The sequence below is a fragment of the Streptomyces sp. NPDC050674 genome, assembly GCF_040654575.1.
In the GTDB taxonomy this organism is placed as follows: Bacteria; Actinomycetota; Actinomycetes; order Streptomycetales; family Streptomycetaceae; genus Streptomyces.
The window spans coordinates 161,905-180,202 of the sequence record NZ_JBFAIG010000018.1; the positions used below are offsets into that span (position 1 = coordinate 161,905).

General features: G+C 70.8%; 15 protein-coding genes and 1 tRNA gene. 11 read left to right on the plus strand and 5 right to left on the minus strand.

The genetic code is table 11. From position 1 onward, the window contains the following. The first annotated feature begins 423 nt into the window (after nucleotides 1–423). Nucleotides 424–1,503, plus strand: a complete 1,080-nt coding sequence (gene hisC, locus AB0I06_RS27380; protein WP_363121484.1) for a histidinol-phosphate transaminase — start codon at nucleotides 424–426, stop codon at nucleotides 1,501–1,503. Nucleotides 1,504–1,519: 16 nt separating this feature from the next. Here the strand turns inward: hisC and AB0I06_RS27385 are convergent, their stop codons facing one another. Next, nucleotides 1,520–1,912, minus strand: coding sequence for a cyclophilin-like fold protein (locus AB0I06_RS27385; protein ID WP_363121485.1), 393 nt, complete (start codon nucleotides 1,910–1,912; stop codon nucleotides 1,520–1,522). 149 nt (nucleotides 1,913–2,061) lie between these two features. Between AB0I06_RS27385 and AB0I06_RS27390 the strand changes: the two genes are divergently transcribed. The 4 genes from AB0I06_RS27390 (at nucleotide 2,062) to AB0I06_RS27405 (ending at nucleotide 9,291) form a co-directional block, all read left to right on the plus strand. Further along, on the plus strand, nucleotides 2,062–3,570 hold the full coding sequence (locus AB0I06_RS27390; RefSeq protein ID WP_363121486.1) for a cytochrome ubiquinol oxidase subunit I: 1,509 nt from the start codon (nucleotides 2,062–2,064) through the stop codon (nucleotides 3,568–3,570). A gap of 20 nt (nucleotides 3,571–3,590) precedes the next feature. Further along, a complete protein-coding gene (gene cydB, locus AB0I06_RS27395; RefSeq protein WP_363121487.1) occupies nucleotides 3,591–4,595 on the plus strand; it encodes a cytochrome d ubiquinol oxidase subunit II in 1,005 nt (334 codons plus the stop codon). 41 nt (nucleotides 4,596–4,636) lie between these two features. Beyond that, a complete protein-coding gene (gene cydD / locus AB0I06_RS27400) occupies nucleotides 4,637–8,122 on the plus strand; it encodes a thiol reductant ABC exporter subunit CydD (protein WP_363121488.1) in 3,486 nt (1,161 codons plus the stop codon). Between the two features lie 101 nt (nucleotides 8,123–8,223). Beyond that, nucleotides 8,224–9,291 (plus strand): M23 family metallopeptidase, encoded by a 1,068-nt coding sequence (locus AB0I06_RS27405; protein ID WP_363121489.1) that lies wholly within the window; start codon nucleotides 8,224–8,226, stop codon nucleotides 9,289–9,291. A 31-nt stretch (nucleotides 9,292–9,322) separates the two neighbouring features. Here AB0I06_RS27405 and AB0I06_RS27410 read toward each other — a convergent pair whose 3' ends face one another. From AB0I06_RS27410 to AB0I06_RS27425, 4 genes are all read right to left on the minus strand, one after another. After that, complete coding sequence (locus tag AB0I06_RS27410; RefSeq protein WP_363121490.1) at nucleotides 9,323–10,192, minus strand: Cof-type HAD-IIB family hydrolase; 870 nt, start codon at nucleotides 10,190–10,192, stop codon at nucleotides 9,323–9,325. Nucleotides 10,193–10,277: 85 nt separating this feature from the next. Then, a complete protein-coding gene (locus tag AB0I06_RS27415) occupies nucleotides 10,278–11,180 on the minus strand; it encodes an LLM class flavin-dependent oxidoreductase (RefSeq protein WP_363121491.1) in 903 nt (300 codons plus the stop codon). 107 nt (nucleotides 11,181–11,287) lie between these two features. Further along, nucleotides 11,288–11,836, minus strand: a complete 549-nt coding sequence (locus tag AB0I06_RS27420) for an RNA 2'-phosphotransferase (RefSeq protein ID WP_363121492.1) — start codon at nucleotides 11,834–11,836, stop codon at nucleotides 11,288–11,290. Between the two features lie 144 nt (nucleotides 11,837–11,980). Continuing rightward, on the minus strand, nucleotides 11,981–13,738 hold the full coding sequence (locus AB0I06_RS27425; RefSeq protein ID WP_363121493.1) for an SDR family oxidoreductase: 1,758 nt from the start codon (nucleotides 13,736–13,738) through the stop codon (nucleotides 11,981–11,983). Nucleotides 13,739–13,906: 168 nt separating this feature from the next. Between AB0I06_RS27425 and AB0I06_RS27430 the strand changes: the two genes are divergently transcribed. The 6 genes from AB0I06_RS27430 to AB0I06_RS27455 all read left to right on the plus strand — a co-directional run bounded on the left by AB0I06_RS27430 (nucleotide 13,907) and on the right by AB0I06_RS27455 (nucleotide 18,180). Beyond that, on the plus strand, nucleotides 13,907–14,875 hold the full coding sequence (locus tag AB0I06_RS27430) for an ABC transporter ATP-binding protein (protein ID WP_363121504.1): 969 nt from the start codon (nucleotides 13,907–13,909) through the stop codon (nucleotides 14,873–14,875). Beyond that, the gene (locus AB0I06_RS27435) at nucleotides 14,865–15,782 is read left to right on the plus strand and encodes an ABC transporter permease (protein ID WP_363121494.1); all 918 of its coding nucleotides are present in this window, start codon (nucleotides 14,865–14,867) and stop codon (nucleotides 15,780–15,782) included. Before AB0I06_RS27430 ends, AB0I06_RS27435 begins: the two co-directional genes overlap by 11 nt. Continuing rightward, complete coding sequence (locus tag AB0I06_RS27440; protein WP_363121495.1) at nucleotides 15,779–16,690, plus strand: ABC transporter ATP-binding protein; 912 nt, start codon at nucleotides 15,779–15,781, stop codon at nucleotides 16,688–16,690. The genes AB0I06_RS27435 and AB0I06_RS27440 overlap by 4 nt, the downstream gene beginning before the upstream one ends. A 9-nt stretch (nucleotides 16,691–16,699) precedes the next feature. Then, nucleotides 16,700–17,419, plus strand: coding sequence for an ABC transporter permease subunit (locus tag AB0I06_RS27445; RefSeq protein WP_104779072.1), 720 nt, complete (start codon nucleotides 16,700–16,702; stop codon nucleotides 17,417–17,419). A gap of 101 nt (nucleotides 17,420–17,520) precedes the next feature. Beyond that, nucleotides 17,521–17,808, plus strand: coding sequence for a hypothetical protein (locus tag AB0I06_RS27450; RefSeq protein ID WP_363121496.1), 288 nt, complete (start codon nucleotides 17,521–17,523; stop codon nucleotides 17,806–17,808). A 285-nt stretch (nucleotides 17,809–18,093) separates the two neighbouring features. Then, nucleotides 18,094–18,180: transfer RNA gene (locus AB0I06_RS27455), tRNA-Ser, on the plus strand. The last annotated feature ends 118 nt before the right edge of the window (nucleotides 18,181–18,298 follow it).

Here is an 18,298-nt window from a genome sequence, read left to right on the forward strand (position 1 = left end):
GATAGTAGGGCTCATGCGGTGGGGTAGTGCGGACGCATATGCACGCGTTGACAGGCACGTTTCTGCATGATCATCAGGCGCCAATTGCCTGTGATAGCAAGGGTGTTGAGCGCTTCCATGCCAATACGTGACGTGGTGGCGCACACGGGCCTGTCACGTGGTCGATGTTGCGAAGAGGTCTCAACTCACCTGCACGGGGGATGCGCGCCACGGCGTGCACCACCGGCGCATAGATATATGTACGGCGCGCCCCCGGATTCGTACGCCTTGGTGCGCCGATGCCCCTGATGCCGGTGTGACGGACGGGGCCGGGGCCGACCGGTCGGTCGTGGCTATACGCAGCGGCGCCGAATCCTCATAAGGTGAGGAGTATTGGATGACGGCGGCGGTCATGGGCCGCCGGTCTTCACGAGGAGGACTGCGGTGAGCGAGACGAGCCCCAAGCTGCGCGCCGAGCTGGAGGGGATCCCCACCTACAAGCCGGGCAAGCCCGCCGCGGCCGGTGGGCCGGTGGCCTACAAGCTGTCCTCCAACGAGAACCCGTATCCGCCGCTGCCCGGCGTGATGGAGGCGGTGACGGCGGCGGCGGGCGCCTTCAACCGCTACCCGGACATGGCCTGTACGGCGCTGATGAACGAGTTGTCCGAGCGCTTCGGCGTGCCTCTCACCCACCTGGCCACCGGTACCGGTTCGGTCGGTGTCGCCCAGCAGCTGATCCAGGCCACCTCCGGCCCGGGCGACGAGGTGATCTACGCCTGGCGGTCCTTCGAGGCGTACCCGATCATCACGCAGATCAGCGGCGCGACCTCGGTGCAGGTGCCGCTGACGCCCGGCGATGTGCACGACCTCGACGCGATGGCCGACGCGATCACCGACCGGACGCGGCTGATCTTCGTCTGCAATCCCAACAACCCGACCGGCACGGTGGTGCGGCGAGCCGAGCTGGAGCGCTTCCTCGACCGGGTGCCCAGTGACGTGCTGGTGGTCCTCGACGAGGCGTACCGCGAGTTCATCCGCGACCCCGAGGTGCCGGACGGCGTCGAGCTCTACCGCGACCGGCCCAACGTCTGCGTCCTGCGGACCTTCTCCAAGGCTTACGGTCTCGCCGGCCTGCGCGTCGGGTTCGCCATCGCGCACGAGCCGGTGGCCGCGGCGCTGCGCAAGACGGCGGTGCCGTTCGGTGTCAGCCAGCTCGCGCAGGAGGCGGCGATCGCCTCACTGCGGGCCGAGGACGAACTGTTCGGCCGGGTCGGCTCGCTGGTGTGTGAGCGCACCCGCGTGGTCGACGGACTGCGCTCTCAGGGCTGGACGGTGCCCGAGACCCAGGCCAACTTCGTGTGGCTGCGGCTGGGGGAGCGCACGGTCCCGTTCGCGGAGGTGTGCGACCAGGCCGGCGTGGTCATCCGGCCGTTCCCGGGAGAGGGTGTGCGGGTGACGGTCGGGGAAGCCGAGGCGAACGACATCTTCCTGAAGGTGGCGGAAGGGTTCCGCAAGGAGCTGTAGCGCTTCGCGCGCCGGGTCAGACGTCCAGGAGTTCCACGCGCACGGGGTCGCCGTCCCGCACGGTCGCGAGCAGCCGGGGGTCGCCGTCGAGGCGGCCCAGGACATTGCTCGGGCTTGCGAGGCGGCACTCGTCGCCCTGCGAGATGGGCGTGGGCCCGTAGGGGAGAGCGAGAGCGTCGCCATCGGTCCAGAAGGCGACCGTGCCGGGTTCGACGACCTCCCGGGCTCCCGTTTCACGTGAAACCGACACCCCGGTGTCGAAGTACACCTCCTCGCCCCAGGTGCGGGCGGTGGAGACGAGAGGTAGCGCCTCGACGAGGGCCCGGCTGGTCGGGGTGTCGTCGAGCGTGGCGGTGAGATGCCCCGCCGGCCATGAGATCCGTATCTGTCGTGACGTCGGTGTCTGCATGCCGTTGATTCAACAATATGTTGAAGTTCCGGCCAAGAGGTCGACTGTGACGGGGGAGACAGGGGGTCCCCTCCAGCGCTCGAAAGCACGTGCTGCATAATGGCTTGTGAATGTGAACGCTTTCACAAGCGTAGGTAAGGAGCGGCGACGTGGACCTGGCTCTGGCGCCGGAGACCCTGGCGCGATGGCAGTTCGGCATCACCACCGTCTACCACTTTCTGTTCGTCCCCCTGACGATCTCGCTGGCCGCGCTCACGGCCGGTTTGCAGACGGCCTGGGTGCGGACGGAGAAGGAGAAGTACCTCCAGGCGACGAAGTTCTGGGGGAAGCTCTTCCTGATCAACATCGCGATGGGTGTGGTCACCGGCATCGTGCAGGAGTTCCAGTTCGGGATGAACTGGTCGGACTACTCACGCTTCGTCGGTGACGTCTTCGGTGCGCCGCTGGCCTTCGAGGCTCTGATCGCCTTCTTCTTCGAGTCGACCTTCATAGGCCTGTGGATCTTCGGCTGGGACAAGCTGCCCAAGAAGATCCACCTGGCCTGTATATGGATGGTCTCCATCGGCACGATCCTCTCGGCCTACTTCATCCTCGCGGCCAACTCCTGGATGCAGCACCCGGTCGGGTACCGGATCAACGGGGAGAAGGGCCGGGCCGAGCTCACCGACTTCTGGCTGGTGCTGACTCAGAACACCGCGCTCGCCCAGGTCTTCCACACGCTCACCGCGGCCTTCCTGACGGGCGGCGCCTTCATGGTGGGCATCGCCGCCTTCCACCTGGTCCGCAAGAAGCACGTCCCCGTGATGAAGACCTCGCTGCGGCTGGGCCTCGTCACCGTCGTCATCGGCGGTCTCCTCACCGCGATCAGCGGTGACGTGCTCGGTAAGATCATGTACCAGCAGCAGCCGATGAAGATGGCCGCTGCCGAGGCGCTGTGGGACGGCGAGAAGCCGGCGCCCTTCTCCGTCTTCGCCATCGGCGACGTCGACAAGGGCCACAACAAGGTCGCCATCGAGATCCCCGGCCTGCTGTCCTTCCTCGCGAAGGACGACTTCACCTCGTACGTGCCCGGCATCAACGACGTCAACAAGGCCGAACAGGAGAAGTACGGCCCCGGCGACTACCGCCCCAACATCCCCGTCGCCTACTGGGGCTTCCGGTGGATGATCGGCTTCGGTATGACGTCCTTCGCCATCGGCCTGGCCGGACTGTGGCTGACCCGCAAGAAGTTCATGCTGCCGCGGCACCTGAGGGTGGGCGACGACGAAGTACCGCATCTCGTGCTGCTGCCGAGGAAGGCGCTCGGTCCGACCCTCACCAAGTGGTACTGGCGCATCGCCATCCTCACCCTGGGCTTCCCGCTGATCGCCAGCTCCTGGGGCTGGATCTTCACCGAGATGGGCCGCCAGCCGTGGGTCGTCTACGGCCTGTTCCAGACCCGTGACGCGGTCTCCCCCGGCGTCTCCCAGGCCGAGGTCATCACCTCGATGGTCGTCTTCACCACGCTGTACGCCATCCTCGCCGTCGTCGAGGTCAAGCTGCTGGTCAAGTACGTCAAGGCGGGCCCGCCGGAGCTCACCGAGGCCGACCTCAACCCGCCCACGAAGATCGGCGGCGACTCCCGGGACGCCGACAAGCCGATGGCCTTCTCGTACTAGGCCGAGGGAGCTGCACCGTCATGGAACTGCACGACGTCTGGTTCGTTTTGATCGCCGTCCTGTGGACCGGCTACTTCTTTCTGGAGGGCTTCGACTTCGGGGTCGGCGTGCTCACCAAGCTGCTCGCCCGCAACCGGCCCGAGAAGCGGGTGCTGATCAACACCATCGGCCCGGTCTGGGACGGCAACGAGGTGTGGCTGCTCTCGGCGGGCGGCGCGACCTTCGCCGCCTTCCCCGAGTGGTACGCCACGCTCTTCTCCGGCTTCTACCTGCCCCTGCTGCTCATCCTGGTCTGCCTGATCGTCCGGGGTGTGGCCTTCGAGTACCGCGTGAAGCGGCCCGAGGAGAACTGGCAGCGCAACTGGGAGACGGCGATCTTCTGGGCCTCGCTGCTGCCCGCCTTCCTCTGGGGCGTGGCCTTCGCCAACATCGTGCGGGGCGTGAAGATCGACCGGGACTTCAACTACGCCGGTGGCGTCCTGGACCTGCTCAACCCGTACGCGCTGCTGGGCGGCCTGGTGACGCTGGCGCTGTTCACCTTCCACGGCACGGTGTTCGTCGGGCTCAAGACCGTCGGGGAGATCCGCGAGCGGGCGCGGAGGCTGGCGCTGCGCGTCGGACTGGTGACCGCCCTGCTGGCGCTCGTCTTCCTGCTGTGGACGCAGGCCGACCGGGGTGACGGGTCGTCGCTCGTCGCGGCGGTCCTGGCCGTGGTGTCGCTTCTCGTGGCCCTGGTCGCGGCGCGGGCCGGGCGTGAGGGCTGGGCGTTCGCCCTGTCGGGGCTCACCATCGTGGCCACGGTCGCCATGCTCTTCCTGACGCTGTTCCCGAACGTCATGCCGTCGACGCTGAACCCGGACTGGAGCCTGACGGTCAACAACGCCTCGTCCAGCCCGTACACGCTGAAGATCATGACCTGGTGCGCCGGGATCGCCACCCCGGTCGTCCTGCTCTACCAGGGTTGGACGTACTGGGTGTTCCGCAAGCGGATCGGCACGCAGCACATCGCCGAGACCGTGCACTGAGCAGCACATCGTCGAGACCCGCGCACTGAGGTGTGTTTCACGTGAAACCGATCGATCCGCGTCTGCTGCGGTACGCCCGCGCCACCCGGGGCTTCCTGGTGGCGGTCGTCGCCCTGGGTGCGGTGGGCGCGGGCCTGGTCATCGCGCAGGCCATGCTCATCGCCGAGGTGGTGGTCGGCGCGTTCCAGCACCGCATGCGGGTGCCCGAACTCGCCACTCCCCTCCTGCTGTTGGTCGCCGTCGCGGTCGGCCGGGCGCTGATCGGCTGGCTGACCGAACTCGCCGCGCACCGGGCGAGCGCGGCGGTGAAGTCCGAGCTGCGGGGGCGGCTCCTGGAGCGTGCGGCCGAGCTCGGCCCGGGGTGGCTGAGCGGTCAGCGGACCGGTTCCCTGGTCGCCCTGGCCACGCGGGGCGTCGACGCCCTCGACGACTACTTCGCGCGGTATCTGCCGCAGCTGGGTCTCGCGGTGGTCGTGCCGGTGGCGGTGCTGGCGCGCATCGTCACCGAGGACTGGGTCTCCGCGGCCATCATCGTCGGCACCCTGCCGCTCATCCCGGTGTTCATGGTGCTGATCGGCTGGGCCACCCAGTCCCGGATGGATCGTCAGTGGCGGCTGCTGTCGCGGCTGTCCGGGCACTTCCTGGACGTGGTGGCGGGGCTGCCCACTCTGAAGGTGTTCGGACGGGCCAAGGCACAGGCCGAGTCGATCCGGCGGATCACCGGTGAGTACCGGCTGGCGACCATGCGGACGCTGCGGATCGCCTTCATCTCCTCGTTCGCGCTGGAACTGCTCGCGACGATCTCGGTGGCCCTGGTCGCCGTGACGATCGGCATGCGGCTGGTGCACGGGGAGATGGACCTCTACATCGGCCTGGTCATCCTGATCCTCGCGCCCGAGGCGTATCTGCCGTTGCGGCAGGTCGGAGCGCAGTACCACGCGGCGGCGGAGGGACTCGCCGCCGCCGAGGAGATCTTCGCGGTCCTGGAGACGCCCGTCCCGGCATCCGGCCATATGGCCGTACCGGAAGGGGCGCTGTCCTTCGAGGACGTGAGCGTGCGGTACCCGGAGCGGTCGGCGGACGCCGTCTCGAACGTGTCCTTCCGCGTCGAGCCCGGGGAGACGGTCGCGCTCGTCGGCCCCAGCGGCGCCGGCAAGTCGACGCTGCTGCACGTCCTGCTGGGGTTCGTGCGGCCCACCGACGGGCGGGTCCGGATCGGGGAGGCCGACCTCACCGACGCCGACCTGGACCAGTGGCGCTCCCGGATCGCGTGGGTGCCGCAGCGGCCTCACCTGTTCGCCGGGACGATCGCCGAGAACGTACGCCTGGCGCGGCCCGGCGCCGACGACGACGCCGTGAGGCAGGCGCTGGGGAACGCCGGAGCCCTTGAGTTCGTCGACGCACTGCCCGAGGGCGTGGACACCGAACTCGGTGAGGACGGTGCCGGCCTGTCGGCGGGGCAGCGACAGCGGCTCGCACTGGCCCGCGCGTTCCTGGCGGACCGGCCCGTGCTGCTGCTCGACGAGCCGACGGCGGCGCTGGACGGGGCCACCGAGGCCGAGGTCGTGGCGGCGGTGCGGCGCCTCGCGGCCGGCCGGACCGTGCTGCTGGTGGTGCACCGGCCGGCGCTGCTGGAGGTCGCGGACCGGGTGGTGCGGCTGGCGGAACCCGAGGCCACCGCCGCCCGCGCGGTGATGCCCGCCGCGGTCCGGGGGACCGAGACGCGGTCCGTGGCCGGGCCCCCGATCCCGGGCGCGTACGTCGAACGGCCCGCTCAGGGCGGGGTCCTCACGCGTGTGCGCGCCATGTCCGGAGCCCGGCGCGGACGCCTGGGGCTCGCACTGCTGCTCGGGAGTCTCGCGCTGGGAAGCGCCGTGGGGCTCATGGCCACCTCCGGGTGGCTGATCTCGCGGGCCTCTCAGCAGCCTCCCGTGCTCTATCTGATGATGGCCGTCACGGCGACGCGGGCCTTCGGGATCGGGCGGGCCGTCTTCCGGTACGCCGAGCGACTGGTGTCGCACGATGCCGTGCTGCGGATGCTGGCGGACACCCGGGTGGCGGTGTTCCGCCGGCTGGAGCGGCTGGCGCCGGCCGGGCTGCACCGGACCCGCCGCGGTGATCTGCTCTCCCGGCTGGTCGCGGACGTGGACGCGTTGCAGGACTACTGGCTGCGGTGGCTGCTGCCGGCCGGGGCGGCCGTCGTCGTCTCGGCGGCGTCGGTCGGCTTCACGGCGTGGCTGCTGCCCGAGGCCGGGGCGGTGCTCGCGGCCGGGCTGCTGGCGGCGGGGGTCGGGGTGCCGCTGCTCACCGGCGCGGTGGCCCGGCGGGCCGAGCACAGGCTGGCGCCCGCGCGCGGGGCACTCGCGACACACGTGGCCGATCTGCTCACCGGCACCGCGGAGCTGACCGTCGCCGGTGCCCTGCCCGCGCGGACCGCCCGGGCCCGCGAGGCCGACCGGGTGCTCACCCGGATCGCCTCGCGCGCCGCCACCGCCACGGCCCTCGGTGACGGTCTCACCGCACTGGTCTCCGGCCTGACCGTCACCGCCGCCGCCCTGGCCGGAGCCCAGGCGGTCGCCGCCGGGCGGCTGGACGGCGTGGCCCTGGCCGTCGTCGTCCTCACCCCTCTCGCCGCCTTCGAAGCCGTGCTCGGGCTGCCGCTCGCCGTGCAGTACCGGCAGCGCGTGCGCAGAAGCGCCGAGCGGGTGTACGAGGTGCTGGACGCTCCCGAGCCGGTACGGGAGCCCGAGCGGCCCGGGCAGGCACCCGTGTCGCCGTTCCCGCTCGTCGTCACGGGGCTGACCGCCCGGCACGCCGGACAGGACCGGCACGCGCTCGCCGGGCTCGACCTGACCCTGCGGGAAGGACGCCGGATCGCCGTGGTCGGGCCCTCCGGCTCGGGCAAGACGACGCTGGCACAGGTGCTGCTGCGGTTCCTCGACGCGGAGGCGGGCTCGTACACGCTGGCGGGCGTGGACGCGTACGCGCTGCACAGCGACGACGTCCGGGGGCTCGTCGGGCTCTGCGCGCAGGACGCGCACCTCTTCGACAGCTCGCTGCGCGAGAACCTGCTGCTCGCCAGGAAGGACGCGACCGAGGCGCAGTTGCGCGCCGTGCTCGGCCGCGCCCGGCTGCTGGAGTGGGCCGACAGCCTGCCCGACGGTCTCGACACCCTGGTCGGCGAGCACGGAGCACGGCTGTCCGGAGGTCAGCGGCAACGGCTGGCTCTGGCCCGGGCCCTCCTCACCGACTTCCCCGTCCTGGTGCTCGACGAGCCCGCCGAGCACCTCGACCTGCCGACCGCCGACGCGCTCACCGCCGATCTGCTGGACGCCACCGAGGGCCGTACGACGCTGCTCATCACACACCGGCTGGCGGGCCTCGAAGCGGTCGACGAGGTGATCGTCCTCGCCCGGGGGCGGGTGGCGCAGCGCGGGCCGTACGCGCAGCTGGTGGCCGTGGACGGGCCGTTGCGGGAGATGGCGGAGCGGGAAGCGGCGTCCGAGTCGCTGGTGGGAGCGCGCTGACTCGCGGGAACGGCCCGCACTGGGCCGTTCGGCGCAGCCGGTCCCCCAGCCGTACGACGTGAACAGGACCGGGCGGGCGGGACTGGGCGACGATCGCTGACATGCGCTCATATCGCCGCCAACGGCTGCTCGTTCCGATCCTGCTCTGCGCGCTGGCGGCGCTCGCGGCCCGGCCGACGGCGGCACACAAGGAACCCGGAAGCGGCACCGGGACCGGCCCTGCCCCGGGCCTCAGTGCCGAGGTGGTGCGGCTGTACGAGGAGGCCGCCGTGGCCACGCAGCGGTACGAGGCCGGCCGCAAGGAGGCCGAGGAGCAGCGTGCGGAGGCCCGGCGTGCGGAGGAACTGCTGGACACGCAGCGGCGGCACATCGCCGTCCTGCACGAGGACCTGGGCCGCATCGCGCGGGCCCAGTACCGCAGCAGCGGTGGCCTGCCGGTGGCGGCGCACATGATCCTCGCCGACAGCCCCGACGACCTGATGCGTGGTCAGCACGCCTTCTCCCAGACACATCTCGCCGTGAACAACGCGATCTCCGAGAACGAGCGTGCGGAAGCACGGCTGGCGGCGGACGAGGCCAGAGCCGCGGCCCGGTGGCAGGCGCTGGAGAAGCGCAACGCCCAACTCGCGGCGTTGAAAGGGGCCATCCAGCAGAAGCTGGAGTCGGCGCGTTCGCAGCTCCAAGGGGAGGCGGACGCCGCGGTCGCCGCCGGTGCGTGCCGTGGCGCGGTGCGGCTCGACCAGCCGGAGACGGGGTTCGGCGACGGTGACTGGGTCGCACCGGTCGAGACGTACGAGCTGTCCGCGTCCTACGGCAGCGGTGGCGAGCGCTGGTCGAACCGGCACACCGGGCAGGACTTCGCGGTGCCGATCGGCACGCCGGTGCGGGCCGTGGGGTCGGGCCGGGTGGTGAAGGTGTCCTGCGGTGGCGCCTTCGGCATGGAGATCGTGATCGAGCACGCGGGGGGCTATTACACGCAGTACGCGCATCTCGCTGCCGTCGCGGTCGAGCAGGGGGAGCAGGTGGGCCCCGGCCGGTGGATCGGCCAGTCGGGCACCACGGGCAACTCCACCGGGCCCCACCTGCACTTCGAGGCCCGGGTCACACCGGAGTCGGGGTCGGCGGTGAACCCGGTGTCATGGCTGGCGGCGCGCGGGGTCTCCCTCTGAGACACCGCGGCCCGCACCCCGGGGTCCCGGGCTACGGCAGTTCCGCCAGCAACCGCTCGATCACGACCGCCACCCCGTCCTCGTTGTTCGCGACCGTCCGGCCCGAGGCGGCGGCGATCACGTCCGGGTGGGCGTTGCCCATCGCGAAGGAGCGGCCCGCCCAGGTGAGCATCTCCACGTCGTTCGGCATGTCACCGAAGGCGACGACCTGCTCGTGCGAGATGCCGCGCTCGGCGCAGCACAGGGCGAGGGTGCTGGCCTTCGACACCTCCGGGCCGCTGATCTCCAGCAGGGCGCTGGGGCTGGAGCGGGTGACGTTGGCGCGCTCACCGATGGCGAGCCGGGCCAGGGTCAAGAAGGCGTCCGGGTCGATCTCGGGGTGGTAGGCGAGGATCTTCAGCACCGGCTCCGCGGCGGCCGGGTGGTCCGGACCCAGCAGTTCCTCGGCCGGGGCGAGACTGTCCGGAATCTCCATGTGCAGCTTCGGGTACGCCGGCTCCTGGTAGAAGCCGTACGTCTGCTCCACCGCGTACACCGTGCCCGGCGCGGCGTCGCGCAGCAGTCGCACGGCGTCCAGGGCGTTCTCCCGTGCCAGCTCCCGCACCTTCACGAACCGGTGGGCGCCGGGGCCGCCGTGCAGGTCGACCACGGCGGCGCCGTTGCCGCAGATCGCCAGGCCGTGGCCGTGCACGTGGTCGCTGACGACATCCATCCAGCGGGCCGGGCGGCCTGTGACGAAGAAGACCTCGATGCCCGCCTCCTCGGCGGCGGCCAGCGCGGCGACCGTTCGCGGGGACACCGATTTGTCGTCGCGCAGCAGGGTGCCGTCGAGGTCGGTGGCGATCAGCCGCGGCGGGAGGGTCTCGGCCGCGGTTTCGGGCTGTCGGGTCGCTGAAGTCACCCGGCCATTGTCCCGCACATGCCCGCACGGGTGTGCGGGGCTCCGCACAGGTGAGTGGATACCGTCCTCAGCCATCCGCGCACGCTCAGCGCACCTGCGCGGGCGCTTCCATCACGATCTGCTCGAAGACCTTCTGGTCCGCGGCGAACTGCGAGTCGGGAATCGGCCAGTGGATCACGATCTCCGTGAACCCCAGCTCCCTGTGCCGTCCGGCGAAGTCCACGAACGCGTCCACGGACTGGAGCGGGGCGCCGCGGTCCGGGGTGAATCCCGTGAGCAGGACGCGGTCGAGATCCGTCATGTCCCGGCCGACCTCGGCACAGATGTCGTCGAGCCTCTCCGCCTGCCCGCGAATGGCCTGAACCGACTGGTCGGGCGTGCCGTTCTCGAACAGCTTCGGGTCGCCGGTGGTCACCCACGCCTGGCCGAAGCGGGCGGCGAGCCGCATCCCGCGCGGCCCGGTCGCGGCCACCGCGAACGGCAGCCGGGGGCGCTGCACACAGCCGGGGATGTTGCGCGCCTCGTGGGCCGAGTAGAAGTCGCCCTCATACGACACGGCATCCTCGCTGAGCAGCCGGTCGAGCAGCGGGACGAACTCGGCGAGGCGGTCGGCGCGCTCGCGCGGGGTCCACGGCTCCTGGCCCAGTGCGGTGGCGTCGAAGCCGGAGCCGCCCGCGCCGATGCCCAGCGTGACCCGCCCTCCGGAGATGTCGTCGAGGGAGATCAGCTCCTTGGCGAGCGTCACCGGGTGCCGGAAGTTCGGGGAGGTCACCAGGGTGCCCAGGCGCAGCCGGTCGGTGACGCTCGCGGCGGCCGTGAGGGTCGGTACGGCACCGAACCACGGACCGTCCCGGAAGGTGCGCCAGGACAGGTGGTCGTAGGTGTACGCGGTGTGGAAGCCGAGCTGCTCGGCGCGCGTCCAGGCCGCGCGGCCGCCTTCGTGCCAGCGGCGGTACGGCAGGATCACAGTGCTCAGACGCAGACTCATGGCATCGAGCCTAAGGGAGCCGCGACGGTCACCCGTGTTTCACGTGAAACAGTCACCGTGCGCGTCCGGATGGACACGGTTCAGCGGCGTCTGCCGGGCACGGGCGGTCAGCCCGGCTGGGGGAAGCGCAGGTAGCGAGCGGGTACGGCTTCGGTGAGCCACACGCCGTTCGCGCTCAGGTGGAAGACATGGCCGTCACGGTGCATGGCGCCCGCGTCCACGGCCAGGACGACCGGCCTGCCCCGGCGGGCGCCCACGCGGGTCGCCGTCTCCCGGTCGGACGACAGATGCACGGCATGCCGGTTCATCGGCCTGAGCCCCTCGGCCCGGATCGCCTCCAGGGCGCGGGCGACGGTGCCGTGGTAGAGGTACGCGGGCGGAGCGGTCGGCGCCAGTCCCAGGTCGACCTCCACGCTGTGCCCCTGACTGGCGCGGATCCGGCTGCCCTCGACGGCGAAGCGCCGCTTGTCGTTGGTGGCGACGACATGGTCCAGCTCGTCGCGGGTGAAGCGGAAGCCGTGTGCGGCGGCCGCGGCGATCAAGGTGTCGATGTCCACCCACCCGGACTCGTCGAGCGTCAGTCCGATGCGTTCCGGCTGGTGGCGCAGATGCTTCGACAGGTACTTCGACACCTTCACCGTGCGTCTTTCGTCCATCCCCTCAGGGTGCGGCAGAGACGCGCGTCACGCGATCGAGTTTCACTTCAGAGGTTTGATCCACAAGCAAGGGCGGTTATCCACAGCGGAATCGGCGGTTCTGTGGACAACTGGCGGCTCCCACACAGGCTTTGGCCCCCGGCCTCACACGGGAGGCTTCACCCGGGCGATCCTCCGCAGTGCTCCCGGTGCCCACCGGGAAAGCCAACGGGCACCCCGCGCCTCCGGCGTCACCGGCACCACCGCCTCGTTGTCCGCCACCGCGCGCAGGACGGCGCGGGCGACCTTCTCCGGCGGATAGTTGCGCAGCCCGTACAGCCGGGCGGCGCGCCTGCGCAGCCGCTTCTCCTCCCGGGCGTCGACCCCGGCGAAGTGTGCCGTTGATGTGATCGCCGTGTTGACGAACCCGGGGCAGATCGCCGTCACGCCGATCCCCTGCTCGGCGAGCTCCGCCCGCAGGCACTCGCTGAGCATCAGCACGGCCGCCTTGGAGGTGCTGTACGCGGGCAGGGCCCGGGACGGCTGGTACGCCGCCGCGGACGCCACATTGACGATGTGACCGCCCTGCCCGCGCTCGGCCATCCGGCGGCCGAAGAGCCGGCAGCCGTGGATGACGCCCCACAGGTTGACGTCGAGGACCTTCTTCCAGTCCTCCGGCGTGGTGTCGAAGAAGGATCCGGACAGCCCGATCCCGGCGTTGTTCACGAGGACGTCCACCACGCCGTGCTCGGCGGTGACCTTCTCGGCGAGCTTCTCCATGGCCTGCTCGTCACAGACGTCGACCGTCTCCGCCCAGGCCTCATGGGAGCCCAGCGCACGGCAGGACTCGGCGGTGCGGGCCGCGGCCTGCGTGTTCCGGTCGACGGCCACCACCCGCGCGCCGGCCTCGGCGAACGCGAGCGCCGTCGCCCGCCCGATGCCGCTGCCCGCCCCGGTGACCAGCACGAGCTGCCCGCCGAACCGCTCGGCGTGCTCACCGCTCGCCGGCGAAGAGGGGCGCCCGTTCTCGACGGACGTCACGAACGCGTCGATCCAGGTGGCCACCTGGTCCGGTCGGGTGCGCGGGATCCAGTGCCCCGCCCGGACCGTACGGCGGGTCAGCCGCGGCACCCACTGCTCCAGGTCGTCGTCGAGCCGCTCCGACAGGAAGCGGTCCTCCAGGGGGGTGATGACCTGCACGGGTGCGTGGGCGTACGCGTCCGATCGGGGGCCGCGCATCCGTGGCCGGACGTTGTCCCGGTACAGCCAGGCCCCGTGGGCCGCGTCCGACGGCAGGGACGCGGTGGGGTAGCCGCCCCGGGGTACCTTCTCGACGCGCTCCAGGAGCCGGGGCCAGCGCTTGCCGAGCGGCCCGCGCCAGGCCAGTTCGGGCAGCACCGGCGTGTGCAGCAGGTACACGTACCAGGACCGGGCGCCCTGACCGAGGAGCTGGCCGACCCGGCGCGGGGTGGGTTTCTTCACGCGCCGGTCGATCCAGTGCCCGAAGTGGTCCAGCGATGGCCCGGACATCGATGTGAAGGAGGCGATGCGGCCCTCGGTGCGCCGGACGGTGGTGAACTCCCAGGCCTGCACCGAGCCCCAGTCGTGCCCCACCAGGTGCACCGGTTCGTCCGGGCTCACCGCGTCCGCCACGGCCAGGAAGTCGTCCGTCAGCTTCTCCAGCGTGAACCCGCCCCGCAGCGGCCGCGGCGCCGTCGACCGGCCGTGGCCGCGCACGTCGTACGCCACCACGTGGAAGCGCCCGGCGAGCCGTTCGGCGACCAGGGACCACACCTCTTTGCTGTCGGGGTAGCCGTGCACCAGGATCACCGTCGGCCGCCCCGGATCACCCAGCTCGGCCACGCACAGCTCGACCTCGCCGGTCCGCACCCAGCGCTCCCGCGCTCCCGTCAGCAACGTCATCCGGCGAATCTGGCAGTTGTTAGAGAGTTCGTCAATAGAGGCTTCCCGTCCGTGGTAACTCCCGAGAACCAGCTCCCCTAGGGGCCCGTAATACTCAGGGCTGATCCCAAGACAGCTCTGCGGAGTGACGACCGCCACGCACCGGGCCCCTACCTTCGAGGGGTGACTGTGATCGCGACCGAAAGCCTGAGCAAGCGGTTCCCCCGGGTGACCGCGCTTGACCGGCTCTCCGTGGACGTCGGACCCGGTGTGACCGGACTCGTCGGAGCCAACGGAGCCGGCAAGTCCACACTGATCAAGATCCTGCTGGGTCTGTCCCCGGCCACCGAGGGCCGCGCCGAAGTGCTCGGCCTCGACGTCGCCACCAGGGGCGCCGACATCCGTGAGCGGGTCGGTTACATGCCCGAGCACGACTGCCTGCCGCCCGACGTCTCGGCCACCGAGTTCGTCGTCCACATGGCGCGCATGTCCGGCCTGCCGCCCACCGCAGCGCGCGAGCGCACGGCCGACACCCTGCGCCACGTCGGCCTGTACGAGGAGCGCTACCGCCCCATCGGCGGCTACTCGACCGGCATGAAGCAGCGCGTCAAGCTCGCGCAGGCCCTCGTCCACGACCCGCAGCTGGTCTTCCTGGACGAGCCGACCAACGGCCTCGACCCGGTCGGCCGCGACGAGATGCTCGGCCTGATCCGCCGGATCCACACCGACTTCGGCATCTCGGTCCTGGTCACCTCCCACCTGCTGGGCGAGCTGGAGCGCACCTGTGACCACGTCGTGGTCGTCGACGGCGGCAAGCTCCTGCGCTCCAGCTCCACCACGGACTTCACCCAGACCACCACGACCCTCGCGATCGAGGTCACCGACACCGACGAGCACCCGGACGGCACCCGTGCGGTGCGTGAGGCGCTGCACGCGCGCGGGGTGAGCGTCGAGGACGGCAGCGGTCTGCCGGGCGCCGGCCACGTGCTGCTCCTCACCGCGCAGGGCGAGGAGACGTACGACCTGGTGCGGGACGTGATCGCCGACCTCGGACTCGGCCTGGTGCGCATGGAGCAGCGCCGGCACCACATCTCCGAGGTCTTCACCAGCAGCGACGAGCGCGAGCAGCGGAAGGAGGCGGTCGGCCATGGCGGTTGAGCACTCCACGGGGGCACCCGCCCCGGCACCGGGTGACCAGACCCGCATCCACAACATCGGCTACCGCAGCTACGACGGCCCGCGCCTGGGCCGCGCCTACGCCCGCCGCTCGCTGTACTCGCAGTCCCTGCGCGGCTCCTACGGCCTCGGCCGTTCGGTGAAGTCCAAGGTCCTGCCGATGCTGCTCTTCGTGGTGATGTGCGTGCCCGCGGCCATCATGGTCGCCGTCGCGGTCGCCACCAAGGCCAACGCCCTGCCCGTGGACTACACGCGCTACGCGATCATCATGCAGGCGGTCATCAGCCTGTACGTCGCCTCCCAGGCACCCCAGTCGGTCTCGCGCGACCTGCGCTTCAAGACCGTTCCGCTGTACTTCTCGCGGCCCATCGAGACCGCCGACTACGTCCGCGCCAAGTTCGCGGCGCTGGCGTCGGCGCTGTTCGTGCTCACGGCCGCTCCCCTGCTCGTGCTCTACGTGGGCGCGCTGCTGGCCAAGCTCGACTTCGCCGACCAGACCGAGGGATTCGCACAGGGACTGGTCTCCGTGGCACTGCTCTCACTGCTGTTCGCCGGCATCGGCCTGGTCATCGCGTCCTTCACCCCGCGCCGAGGCTTCGGCATCGCGGCCGTGATCGCCGTGCTGACCATCACCTACGGCGCGGTCTCCACCCTCCAGGCCATCGCCGACGCCCAGGGCAGCGGCGACGCCGTCCCGTGGATCGGACTGTTCTCGCCGATCACGATCGTCGACGGTGTGCAGTCCGCGTTCCTGGGCGCGACCTCCGCCTCCCCGAGCGGCGTGGGCCCGAGTACCGCCGAGGGCGTCGTCTACGTCGTCGTCGCCCTGGGTGTGATCGCGGCGAGCTACGGCCTGCTGATGCGCCGCTACAAGAAGGTGGGACTGTGACCACGCTCAACATCGACCATGTCTCCCGCTGGTTCGGCAACGTGGTCGCCGTCAACGACATCACCATGACCATCGGCCCCGGCGTCACGGGCCTGCTGGGTCCGAACGGCGCCGGGAAGTCCACCCTCATCAACATGATGGGCGGCTTCCTGGCCCCCTCCACCGGCACGGTCACCCTCGACGGCCAGGCAGTGTGGCGCAACGAGCAGATCTACAAGCAGATCGGCGTCGTGCCCGAGCGGGAGGCCATGTACGACTTCCTCACCGGGAAGGAGTTCGTCCTGGCCAACGCCGAACTGCACGGTTTGGGCGCCAAGGCGGCCCAGAAGGCGCTCGCCACGGTCGAGATGGAGTACGCCCAGGACCGCAAGATCCAGACGTACTCCAAGGGCATGCGCCAGCGCGTGAAGATGGCCTCCGCCCTGGTCCACGACCCCTCCCTGCTCCTGCTGGACGAGCCGTTCAACGGCATGGACCCGCGCCAGCGCATGCAGCTGATGGACCTGCTGCGCCGCATGGGAGACGAGGGCCGCACGGTGCTGTTCTCGTCCCACATCCTCGAAGAGGTCGAGCAACTCGCCTGGCACATCGAGGTGGTCGTCGCCGGCCGGCACGCCGCCAGTGGCGACTTCCGCAAGATCCGCCGTCTGATGACCGACCGGCCGCACCGCTACCTGGTGCGTTCCAGCGACGACCGTGCCCTCGCGGCCGCGCTGATCGCGGACCCGTCGACGGCCGGCATCGAGGTCGACCTCGCCGAGGGCGCGCTGCGCATCCAGGCCGTCGACTTCGGCCGCTTCACGGCCCTGCTGCCGCGGGTGGCCAGGGACCACGGCATCCGGCTGCTCACGGTCTCGCCGTCCGACGAGTCCCTCGAGTCCGTCTTCTCGTATCTCGTCGCGGCGTAGGAGGCCATGATGTACGACCCCACAGTCGCCCGGCTCACCTACCGGGCCCTGCTCGGCCGGCGCCGGGCCCTCATCCTCGGCGCCCTGCCGATGCTGCTGATCGTCATCGCCGTGGCGGTGCGTGCCCTGGCCGGAGCGGACGACCAGACGGCGTCCGACCTCCTGGGCGGACTCGCCCTCGCCACGATGGTGCCGATCATCGGCGTCATCGCCGGAACCGGCGCCATCGGGCCGGAGATCGACGACGGCTCGGTGGTGTACCTGCTGTCCAAGCCGATCAAGCGGCCCACCATCATCTTCACCAAGCTGATCGTCGCGATCGCGGTGACCATGGTGTTCTCCGCGGTGCCGACGCTCATCGCGGGCTTCATCCTGAACGGCAACGGCCAGCAGGTCGCTGTCGCGTACACGGTGGCCGCGCTGGTCGCGTCCATCGCCTACGCGGCCCTGTTCCTGCTGCTCGGCACGGTCTCGCGGCACGCCGTGGTCTTCGGGCTCGTCTACGCCCTGGTCTGGGAGGCCCTGTTCGGCTCCCTGGTGCCGGGTGCGCGCACCCTGAGCGTCCAGCAGTGGTCGCTGGCCGTGGCCCAGAAGGTGTCCGGCGGGGACCTCGTCTCCTCCGACGTCGGTCTGACCACGGCGACGGTGCTGCTGGTGGCCGTCACGGTGCTGGCCACCTGGTTCGCCGGACAGAAGCTGCGCTCCCTGACGCTCGCCGGCGAGGAGTGACGTGCCCTGTGCCTTGACGGGGGCTTCACCCCTGTCAGGGCACACTGGGCCGACGGGATGCAGGGAAACACAGCGGGAGTCGGACGGCTGGGAGGGCTGCGATGGCGGGCGAGAGGTCTCAGTACGACGACCGCGGGCAATCCGGTTCGGGTGCCGGTGACGGCGCCCGGGACGGCCTCGACGGGTCTGCCCGGGACGACCTCGACGGGGTCGTGCTGGACGAGGCCTTCATACGCTCCGCCGACGCCTCCGAGCCGTCCGCCCGTGCCCGGATGCTCGCCGCCAGGTGGCGCCGCGAGGAACCGGAGCCGCAGCCCTGGCGGTCCGACGAGCCGCCGGCGGGCTGGTTCTTCAGCAAGGCCCGTCGTCGCCTGTGGCGCAGGCGTTAGCTTCGGCCCGCCCGGGCCGTCCGGCCGCCGGTTTATTCGGTGGCGTCCCATCCGTCCGGCGGGCAGAGTGGTTGTCGTCGCGGCAGGGCGTCGAGCCCGGTGCCACCGTCTGGGAGAGGAGCGGGACGATGTCCATGCACGGCAGTACGTCCAGCTCCCTTCAGGGCAGCCCGCGGCGGGATCCGGAGTAGTCACCACCCCTCCGTAGAACCCGCCGCACACGGGGAGCTGCCCGGGGCGGCCGCTTCGAGCACGCGAATCGCACCTCGCGTGGGCCGCCCACCCGGAGGATTGGCCGAGTGGTAAGGCACTGGCTTGCTAAGCCAAGGTCGGGTTGAAAAGCCCGCGCACGTTCGATTCGTGCATCCTCCGCCGAGAACGACCCGGCGACGGGCGCTAGGCCGTGTCCGCAAAGTCCCTCCTGCCCCGCGACGCCTGGCACGCTCCCCCAAGCTCTTCGAGCAGGGGGTACCCCCACTCGCCGCACCGG